This window comes from Hallella sp., assembly GCF_037460745.1.
Taxonomy (GTDB): domain Bacteria; phylum Bacteroidota; class Bacteroidia; order Bacteroidales; family Bacteroidaceae; genus Prevotella; species Prevotella faecis.
Genome location: NZ_JAXVAE010000039.1, coordinates 1 through 9,821, shown reverse-complemented (window position 1 = coordinate 9,821; position 9,821 = coordinate 1). Strand labels below are relative to the sequence as shown.

The following is a 9,821-nucleotide window of genomic DNA, read 5'->3' as shown; positions in this document are numbered from 1 at the left end:
ATTGTTTATCAATCAGTTATAAAATACGTATTTTTTGAGTGACGAAGTCAGGAAAAAGGTGTGATGGGAAACACATTCCCACCACACCTTATTGTATATAAGGGTCCCTTGCTAACTTATAAGGGTCCTCGAAGGCTGTCGTGCCATGGGTTCGACGGTATGTTCCCGAGGGGGACGGCGTCGGTGTGGCACGGCAGCGCCGGCGATTGCTGGTTAGCAAACCTTTTCGAGCTTCTTCATCATGGTCATCATGAAGAAGGCGCTCAACAGGCAGAGCACGATAAACACGCCCCATACCACCCAAAGCGGGAAGCCACCCCAGAGGAAGCCGCCCACGCTGACGAGCAGGTTGCCTATGGCCGTTGCCACGAACCAGCCGCCCATCATGGCGCCTTTGTACTTGGGGGGAGCCACCTTGCTCACGAAGCTGATTCCCATCGGACTGAGCAGCAGCTCACCGAAGGTGAGCACAAGATAGGTGCTCATCAACCAGTTGGGCGACACAAACGTTGCGGAGTCGCCAGCCACGCGCTGCTCGTCGGGTGTGGGCAGGCCGAGCGAACCAAAGAGCATGATGGCGTAGGCGGCAGCGGCCACCACCATGCCGTAGGCAATCTTACGGGGTGCCGAGGGCTCCTTGCCCTTGCGTGCCAGGTAGCCGAAGATGGCAAGGCTGACGGGTGTGAGCATCACCACGTAACTCGGGTTGAAGTGCTGGAAAATAGGAGCCGAGACCGATACCACCTCGTTGCCCGTGGTGACATACATGTAGCCCAAGAAGCCCAACGACGCCAGGATGACCACGCCGGCAATGGCGCGCGCCTTGGCTGTCTTGCTCTGGAAGAGGGCGAAGGCGGCATACACAATGAGGATGATTGCCACAAGGTTGAGCACGTTGAAGGACATGCCCTGCCAACCCGTTGCGCTCTTGGCCGTAAACTCATCGGCGAAGAAGGTAAGGGTCAGTCCGTTTTGCTGGAAAGCCATCCAGAAGAAGATCACCACGGCGAACACCAGTACGAGGGCAATGATGCGCTCACGCGTCTCCTGGCGTGAGAGTTCCACCACCTCGCCTGTCTCGTTGGCCTTGTCGGCCGATGTGCCTTCCACATGGCGGAAGGTGGAACGGAACGCGTAGTAGATCAGTATCGACACCACCAACGACAGGCACGCCACGGAGAAGGCAAAGTGGTAGGCGTCGTTGCCGCTATAGCCGAGCGAGTTTTGCGCCCAGTCCATGATGCGCACGGCAGCCGTTGGGGCAAAGAGCGAACCGATGTTGATGGCCATGTAGAAGATGGAGAACGCCTCGTCGCGCTTGCCTTGCAGCTCGGGCGCGTCGTAGAGGTTGCCCACCATCACCTGCAGGTTGCCCTTGAACAGTCCGGTTCCGATACTCACGCATAGCAAGGCGCCGCACATGAAGATCAGGGCGAAGGTGTCGCCGCCCAGGGGGATGGCCAACAGGAGGTAGCCAATGAACATGATAAAGATACCTAAGGTAACCATCTTGCCGTAGCCGTACTTGTCGGCCACCATTCCGCCGAGGAAGGGGAAGAAGTAGACGGCACCCATGAACACACTATAAATCAGACCGGCGGTACCAGCGCTCAGTCCGAAGTTGGCTCTCAAGAACAGAGAAAAGACGGCTATCATCGTGTAATAGCCAAAGCGCTCGCCTGTGTTGGCCAATGCCAACGCATAGAGTCCTTTAGGTTGACCCTCAAACATAGTATTAAGATTTAGATGTTAAAGATTCATATATATAGCTCCGCCCGAAGGCGGAGCCATTTATCTGATGGAATGAAGGGTTGGCGGTTAGGCGGTTACACGCTCCAGCCATTTCACCATGGCGTACATCACGCCCATAGAGATGAAGCACACAATCATGAAGACCAACCAGCACTCCCACAACGGCCACTTGTTATACATCAGCGGGCCAATCCACAACAGGCAGTTGCCCACGGCCGTGGCGCCCAGCCACAATCCCTGGCAGAGGCCCTGCAAGTGCTTGGGAGCCACCTTCGACACGAAGCTCAGTCCGAGTGGTGAGATGAAGAGCTCGGCCACCGTCAGGAAGAAATAGGTGAGGATGAGCACGAGGGGCGACGCCTTCCATCCGGCGCGCACGGCGGGGTCCATCGAGGTGAACACCTCAGCCGAGGGCCAACCTTTCACCATGGAGAGAATCATGAGGAAGCCATAGGCCAGTCCGGCGATACCCATACCATACACAATCTTACGCGGTGTGGAGATGGGGCTGCCCTTCTTGGTGAAGTGGGCGAAGATCCACATGATGATGGGTGTGAGCGTGATGACGAAGAACGGATTCACGGCCTGCCATATCTCAGGAGCCAGGGCGTCGGTGCGCACGAAGTCGCGGGCGAAGAAGCTGAGGCTCTGACCGTTCTGGTGGAATGAGAACCAGAAGAACACCGAGATGCCGAGCACGGCGAACAGAGCGTACATGCGCTGCTTGATCTCGGCGGCCATGGTGCGCTTCTCCTCCTCGGTGTATTGCTCCACAACCACCTCTTCTTTCTTACCCGGGGTGGGGAAGAGATGCTTGGAGAAGAAGAAGATGAGCAGCGACACGAGCATCATCACCACCGATGCGATGAAGCTGTAGTGGATGCCGGTGTTGAACACGTCGAGATACTGCTGGCAGAAGGCGGCCATGTCGGTGAAATGATAGCCCGAGAGCTGCACCTGGCTGGCCAGCGTTTGCAGGTTGGCGGTATCCGTCTGGGTCAAGGTGCCGTTGATGAAGGCGTGGCAGAGGCGTGGCAGGTCGGCGTTGTAGGTCAACTGGTGCACGTTGAGCCACCAAGAGCGCAGCAACGGCGCGATGAACGGCGCTGCCAAGGCACCCACATTGATGAACACATAGAAGATTTGGAATCCAGCGTCGCGTTGTCCCTGTGCCCACTTCAGGCGTTCTGTGCCCTCACGGGCGGCGTCGCGCTCAAAGTTGTCGTACATCTGTCCGACGATGGCTTGCAGGTTGCCCTTGAACAAACCGTTGCCCACCGAGATGAGGATGAGGGCGAAGATGGTGAACGAGAGCAGGGCGGTGTTGTTCTCGGGAGTGGCGAGGACGGGCACCGACAGGCACACATAACCCAACGCCATGACCAAGAGACCGCTCATGATGGTGCCCTTGTAGTTCTGGGTGCGGTCGGCGATGATACCGCCCACGAGGCTCATAACATAGATTGCGGCGAGGAAGAGGGCGGCAATCAGGCCGCTGGTCTCGTCGGACAATCCAAATTTGGAACAGAGGAAGAGTGCCAGCACGGCGTTCATGATGTAATAGCCGAAGCGCTCGCCCATGTTGCTGAGGGCTGCAAGGAGCAATCCTTTGGGATGGTTTTTGAACATAGATTATTGGATTTAGTTGTTAATGATCGTGGGTTAAGGTAGGTCGACGCCGTTGTCAACGGGTGATGTCGAAAAGATATGTTAGCTTGATGGTGATGGTTCCGAAGTTGGAACTGCCAAAATAGTCGCGTTTCGAGTCGCCGTAGATATTGCCCAATCCATAATAATATCGGCCTTCGAGGAGGAATCGCCCCACCTTGGGGTTGGCAAACTCGATGCCGGCGCCTGCCGCAATGCCGTAATCAAACTTGTTCTCCACGGCCATCGTGTCTTGCGCGCAGATCGAATTGGCGCGGTCGGCCATGTTGCGCTTGTCCCAGTCGAAGTTGCTCTTGGTGCTCTCGCTGAGGTAAACGCCAAACTGCGGACCGGCATTCACGAAGAAGTTGACACCCCGGTTCTCCCTTCCCCACGCCAGATGGGCCATGATGGGCACCTGGATGTAGTTGATGGTGCGCTCGTACTGCTCGGCCACGCCCGTCACGGCGTTGATCACGGGTTGGTCGTTCAGGTCGCGTATGTCCTCTTTCCATCCCAGCTGCCCATAGTTCACCTCGGCGGCGATCGATGCGATGGTTGAGAAGTATTTCTCCACGGTGTAGCGCATGGCCAGTCCGCCGGTGAGGCCTCCCTTCATGCTTTGCACCACCTTGGGCGTGAATCGCACGGTGGTGAGGTTGTATCCGCCACTGACACCCACCGAGAGGGTGTTGCGGTGCTCGCCAATCTGCGCCACGACCCCTAAGGGGAGGAGCAGGAGCAAGAGTGTGATGATATGTCGGTTCATGTGGTTTCTTGGAACGTCAACGGTTAATAGGCCACCGCCTCGATGCGGTGGTCGCGTGTGTAGTGGATGAGTTGGAAGCTCTCGTTCTGCATGCCGGCGTCGCCCACCTGCCTAAAGCGGAGGGGCGTTTGCAGCGGTGTGTAGGTGCTCTGCCCTTTCGTGCCGCGGAACGCCTTGCCCTTGGACACCAGTCCGCGCAAGAAGAACTGGGCGTGGTCGTAGCCCGTGAGCCCGAAGCGGGGGTTGTAGTTCACCTGCAGACCCTCGTGGAACCACCTGCGGTAGGTCTGCTCAAACTGGCGTGTGCGTGCGTTCTGTGGGTTGTAGTAGAACTGTGCGGGGATGTAGGTGTCGAAGCGGAAGAACTTATCGAGGTCGTAGTCGGCGTAAAGCAACCAGTCGGTGTAGCCGAAGAGGGTTATCTTGATGTTGGGATTGAGGTTTTGCAGGCTCGCCAACTTGGCCAAGGCCACCGTGAGCTCAGCCATGCGCCCCGTGTTGAGGATCACCACGTTCTGCTGGTTGGTGCGGAACGCCTTGGCAAACATGCCCTCGCTGCTGTTGAGGTTGGTAATGTTGTATGTGATGTTCTTGCTCTCCAGGCGGTTGCGCAAGCCAAAGGTGAACACGCCCTTGCGCGAGGTGGTGTCGTTGCAATCGATAAACACCGGGTGGGCCTGGGGGAACAGGCGGAGGTACGCCTCGATGGCGCTGTTGTTGAGCCTGTCGGGACTCTGCCACACCTGGAAGATCTGGCTATAGCGCGCCACATCGTCGCCGTTGATGGAGAACGGTATGACCATCTTGATGTCGCGCGCCTTGCAAAACTCGGCAAGGCCACGCACCTGATGGGTGTAGAGCGGACCGAAGATGATGTTGCACTTGGCGGCCTCGGGATCGCTCGTAAACTTCGTTATGTCGTCGTCGATGGTTACGTTCCAGGCGTGCACATCGATGTGGTATCCGGCACGCTTCAAGCTGTCGCAGCCCATGAGCAGGCCACGGTAATACTCCATCATGCGGCGGCCATCGCCGTTGATGTTGTGCAAGGGGAGCATCACGCCCACACGCATGGCGGCTTTCGCAGCCTTCTGCGTAGCCTTCTGCACGGGCTTGGCCGCGGGGACGGGCTTCACCGCTTGTGTGGCGGGCGTTTCGGAGGGGTAGGGAATGAGGATGCGGTCGCCCTTCTTCAACGTGTAGTCGGCCGCCTTCATCTCGGGATTGGCGGCGCGCAACTGGTCTTCGGTCAGGCCGAATTTCTTGGCAATGCCATACAACGTGTCTTTCTTCTTCACCTTATACAAGTCGCGCCATTGGGGCACCTGGGCCACCACCGTTGAGGCGAGCAAGCAGAGAACGACGACCATGAGGCATCTGTATATCTTTACCATAAATGCGTTCTTAAATCAAAATCAATTGCAAAAATACAAAAAAAAGAAATACATCCTCATTTTTTTCAAAGGAAATTCACTAACTTTGCATAAGGCAGCAACAAAAAAAGCCACCCAACCAACACATTTCTCAAAATGAATGCGAAAATCATCATATCCTTCCTCTTTTCTCTTCTTGCCACAGGCGTTTGGGGACAGGATGTTTATCCCTCCATCAACCCCATGGCCAGCTACACCGACAAGGATGGCGAGACACACACGGAGACCAGCATCTCCGAGTCGGCGCCCCTCACGGTGACGTTCAACGCCAACGCGGAGAACACGGCGGGCTGGACCGCCCACTACGAATGGCGGTTCTATAAGGATGGCAAGCGCGAGGCGCCTTACCTCATCCGCTACGACGAGGACACGCAAATCACGTTCACCGAGTCGGGCGCCCACCATGTGGAGCTCTGGGCCACGTTTGTCCAGGGTACCGACACCGTGGCCTACACCGACGACTATTGGACGTCGGAGGCCTCGCCCCTCGTCGTCTCCATCTCCGAGAGCAAGTTGGAAATGCCCAACGCGTTTTCGCCCAACGGCGACGGCATCAACGATGTCTACAAGGCGAAGAGCGGCTACCAGAGCCTCGTGGAGTTCCACGCCTACATCTTCAACCGCTGGGGACAGAAGTTGTACGAGTGGTCGGACCCCGCTGACGGATGGGATGGCAAATACAAGGGCAAGGACGTGGCACAAGGCGTCTACTACGTATTGGTGAAGGCCAAGGGCGCCGACGGCCGCACGTTCAACATCAAGCGCGACGTGAACCTGCTCAGGGGCTACACTGAGAGTTCCACCGCAAACCCCTAACGGGCTGTCGGCCTCCACACACACTACGCCCCAGCGCGCCCTATCGACCCACTGAGCCGATGGGCGGGGTCTCCTGCCACACGCAGGAGCCACCTTTCTTAATAGGTAAAAAAAGACCAATTAGCGAACACTCTTATGACACAGCCAAAGGCTATCGGGAAACAAACGGAATGGATCAACGTGTGGGGAGCGCGCGTCCACAACCTCAAGAACGTGGACGTGAAGATTCCCCGCAACGCGCTAACCGTCATCACCGGCCTGTCGGGGTCGGGCAAGTCGTCGCTCGCCTTCGACACCATCTACGCCGAAGGACAACGGCGATACATCGAGACGTTCTCGGCCTACGCACGCAACTTCCTCGGCAACTTGCAACGCCCCGACGTCGACAAGATCTCGGGACTGTCGCCCGTGATCAGCATTGAGCAGAAAACCACCAACAAAAATCCGCGGTCGACCGTGGGAACGTCCACCGAGATATACGATTACCTGCGCCTCCTCTACGCGCGGGCGGCCACGGCCTATAGCTACCTGAGCGGCGAGAAGATGGTGAAATACACCGAGGAGAAGGTCATCGACATGATCCTCTCCGACTATGCCGGACATGCCATCTACATCCTCGCCCCACTCGTGCGCCAACGAAAGGGCCATTACCGTGAGCTCTTCGAGAGCATGCGCAAGAAGGGCTACCTCTATATCCGTGTCGACGGCGAGATCAAGGAGATTACGCGCGGCATGAAGGTAGACCGATACAAGAACCACAACATCGAGGTGGTGATCGACAAGCTCAAGGTGCGCGACAAGGACGATGAGCGACTGAAGAACACCGTGCGCATCGCCATGCGCCAGGGCGATGGCGTGGTCATGGTGATGGACCGCGATACGGGCGAGGCGAAAAACTTCTCCAAGCGACTCATGGACCCCGTGACCGGACTGGCCTATAGCGACCCCGCGCCCAACATCTTCTCCTTCAACTCGCCCGAAGGGGCGTGCCCCCATTGCAAGGGATTGGGCTACGTCAACGAGATCGACCTCAAGAAGGTCATCCCCAACGACGCGCTCAGCATCCACGACGGCGCCATCGTGCCCTTGGGAAAATACAAGAGTCAGATGATCTTTTGGCAGATCGACGCCCTCCTGAAGAAATACGACTGCTCGCTGAAGACGCCCTTCAAGGACATTCCCGCCGACGCCGTCAGCGAGATCCTCTACGGGTCGCTCGAGAATATACGCATCGACAAGGACGTCATACATACATCAAGCGATTATTTCGTGGCTTTCGACGGGGTGATTAAGTACCTCAAGACGGTCATGGAGAACGACGACTCGGCCGCCTCGCAGAAGTGGGCGGCGCAGTTTCTTGCCGAGGCGGTATGCCCCGAGTGCCAGGGCAAGCGACTGAAGAAGGAGAGCCTGGCCTATAAGATATGGGATAAGAACATCGCCGAGGTGGCGTCGCTCGACATCAGCGACCTCGCCGAGTGGCTCGACCACGTGGAGCAGCACCTCGACGACAAGGAGGGGCGCATCGCCCACGAGATCATCAAGGAGCTGCGGTCGAGGGTCGGCTTCCTCTTGGAGGTGGGACTCGATTACCTCTCGCTCAACCGGCAGTCGGCCACACTCTCGGGTGGTGAGAGCCAACGCATCCGACTGGCCACGCAGATTGGCAGCCAACTGGTCAATGTGCTCTACATCCTCGACGAGCCGTCCATCGGATTGCACCAGCGCGACAACCAACGGCTCATCAACTCGCTGAAGGAGTTGCGCAACATGGGCAATACGGTCGTCGTGGTGGAGCACGACGAGGACATGATGCGCGCGGCCGACTGGATCGTCGACATCGGGCCGCGAGCTGGGCGAAAGGGCGGCCAAGTGGTGTTCGAAGGCACGCCACAGCAGATGCTCCAACCCGCCAAGACGCTCACGGCGCAATACCTCACGGGCGAAAGGCAGATAGCCATCCCCGCCGAGCGGCGCAAGGGCAACGGACTGTTCCTCAAGTTGCGGGGATGCCGGGGCAACAACCTCAAGAACGTCGACGTCGACTTCCCCCTGGGCGAGCTCATCGTCGTAACGGGTGTGTCGGGATCGGGCAAGTCGACGCTCATCAACGCCACGCTCCAACCCATCCTCTCGCAACATTTCTACCGCAGCCTGCGCAAGCCCATGCCCTACGACAGCATCGAGGGCATAGAACACATAGACAAGGTGGTCAACGTGGACCAAAGCCCCATTGGCCGCACGCCACGCTCCAACCCCGCCACCTACACGGGCGTGTTCGGCGACATAAGGTCGCTCTACGTCAACCTGCCGGAGGCGAAGATCAGGGGCTATAAGCCCGGACGGTTCTCGTTCAACGTCAGGGGAGGCCGATGCGAGGCGTGCAAGGGCAACGGATACAAGACCATCGAGATGAACTTCCTGCCCGACGTGATGGTGCCCTGCGAGGTGTGCCACGGCAAGCGCTACAACCGAGAGACGCTCGAGGTGAGGTTCAAGGGCAAGTCGATCGCCGACGTGCTCGACATGACCGTCAACATGGCGGTGGAGTTCTTCGAGAACGTGCCTGCCATCCTGCCTAAGATCAAGGCGTTGCAAGATGTGGGACTGGGATACCTCAAGCTCGGGCAGAGCGCCACAACGCTGTCGGGAGGTGAGAGCCAACGCGTGAAGCTCGCCACCGAACTGAGCAAGAAAGACACAGGAAAAACGCTATACATCCTCGACGAGCCCACCACCGGTCTCCATTTCGAAGACATCAACATGCTCATGAAAGTGCTGCAAAAACTCGTAGACAAGGGCAACACGGTCATCATCATCGAGCACAACCTCGACGTCATCAAACTGGCCGACCACATCATCGACATGGGACCAGAGGGAGGACGAGGCGGCGGGCAACTGCTCGTGGCCGGTACACCCGAGGAGGTGGCAAAGTGCAAACTGGGTTATTCGGCCAAGTATATCCGGGAGACGCTGGAGAAACAAAAGGAATGTGCTGGGCGGAAGGAAGGCCAAACGAGCCAAGAACCGTAAGTTGCACAATCTTGACGTCGCAAGAAAACCATCGCGTTGAGGCTTGGCATGTATCGAATTGCTATACATGCCAAGCCGAGACACGCTAAACCCTGTGGCTTGCTTTTCGGCCTGGCGTTCCAATCCCCATCGGTCATAGGGTGGGGGCGCTCAATCGCTCATAAGGGGTTCCCCCAATCGGTAAAAGAATTTCCCCCAAGGGACCATAGGGCTTCGACCAAGGGGCGAACGGCGTTCCCGCGCCTTCCGGATTGTTGGGATGGACCACCGAATGAAAAAAAGAGGAGCGGATACCCCTTGTTTCGATGAATATTACTACCTTTCCTCTATAAAACAAAAATGAATATCTCCGCAAAAGGTAACTAAACATC

The 9,821-nt window shown here is 57.4% G+C and carries 7 protein-coding genes; 2 read left to right on the top strand and 5 right to left on the bottom strand.

Features of this window, described 5'->3' with window-relative positions; all coding sequences use genetic code 11:
• Positions 1-213 precede the first annotated feature (213 nt).
• From WKK33_RS00995 to WKK33_RS00980, 4 genes are all read right to left on the bottom strand, one after another.
• Positions 214-1,731 carry a peptide MFS transporter gene (locus tag WKK33_RS00995; protein WP_337469044.1) on the bottom strand — a complete coding sequence of 506 codons (1,518 nt, stop codon included), beginning with the start codon at positions 1,729-1,731 and terminating at the stop codon, positions 214-216.
• A gap of 87 nt (positions 1,732-1,818) precedes the next feature.
• Positions 1,819-3,381: a peptide MFS transporter gene (locus WKK33_RS00990; RefSeq protein ID WP_337932080.1), complete on the bottom strand. Its 1,563-nt coding sequence runs from the start codon at positions 3,379-3,381 to the stop codon at positions 1,819-1,821.
• Positions 3,382-3,436: 55 nt separating this feature from the next.
• Complete coding sequence (locus tag WKK33_RS00985) at positions 3,437-4,168, bottom strand: porin family protein (RefSeq protein ID WP_337469046.1); 732 nt, start codon at positions 4,166-4,168, stop codon at positions 3,437-3,439.
• Between the two features lie 23 nt (positions 4,169-4,191).
• Positions 4,192-5,562 carry a LysM domain-containing protein gene (locus tag WKK33_RS00980; protein ID WP_337932078.1) on the bottom strand — a complete coding sequence of 457 codons (1,371 nt, stop codon included), beginning with the start codon at positions 5,560-5,562 and terminating at the stop codon, positions 4,192-4,194.
• 135 nt (positions 5,563-5,697) lie between these two features.
• Here WKK33_RS00980 and WKK33_RS00975 point away from each other — a divergent pair, with 135 nt between their 5' ends.
• Both WKK33_RS00975 and uvrA read left to right on the top strand, forming a co-directional pair.
• Positions 5,698-6,417 carry a gliding motility-associated C-terminal domain-containing protein gene (locus WKK33_RS00975; protein ID WP_337932077.1) on the top strand — a complete coding sequence of 240 codons (720 nt, stop codon included), beginning with the start codon at positions 5,698-5,700 and terminating at the stop codon, positions 6,415-6,417.
• Positions 6,418-6,552: 135 nt separating this feature from the next.
• Entirely contained in the window at positions 6,553-9,450 is a 2,898-nt protein-coding gene (gene uvrA, locus WKK33_RS00970; protein WP_337932076.1) for an excinuclease ABC subunit UvrA, read from the top strand.
• Positions 9,451-9,583: 133 nt separating this feature from the next.
• On the opposite strand, the gene WKK33_RS00965 is transcribed toward uvrA, so the two are convergent.
• On the bottom strand, positions 9,584-9,821 hold a 238-nt coding region (locus tag WKK33_RS00965; protein WP_337932074.1), incomplete at its 5' end, for a hypothetical protein.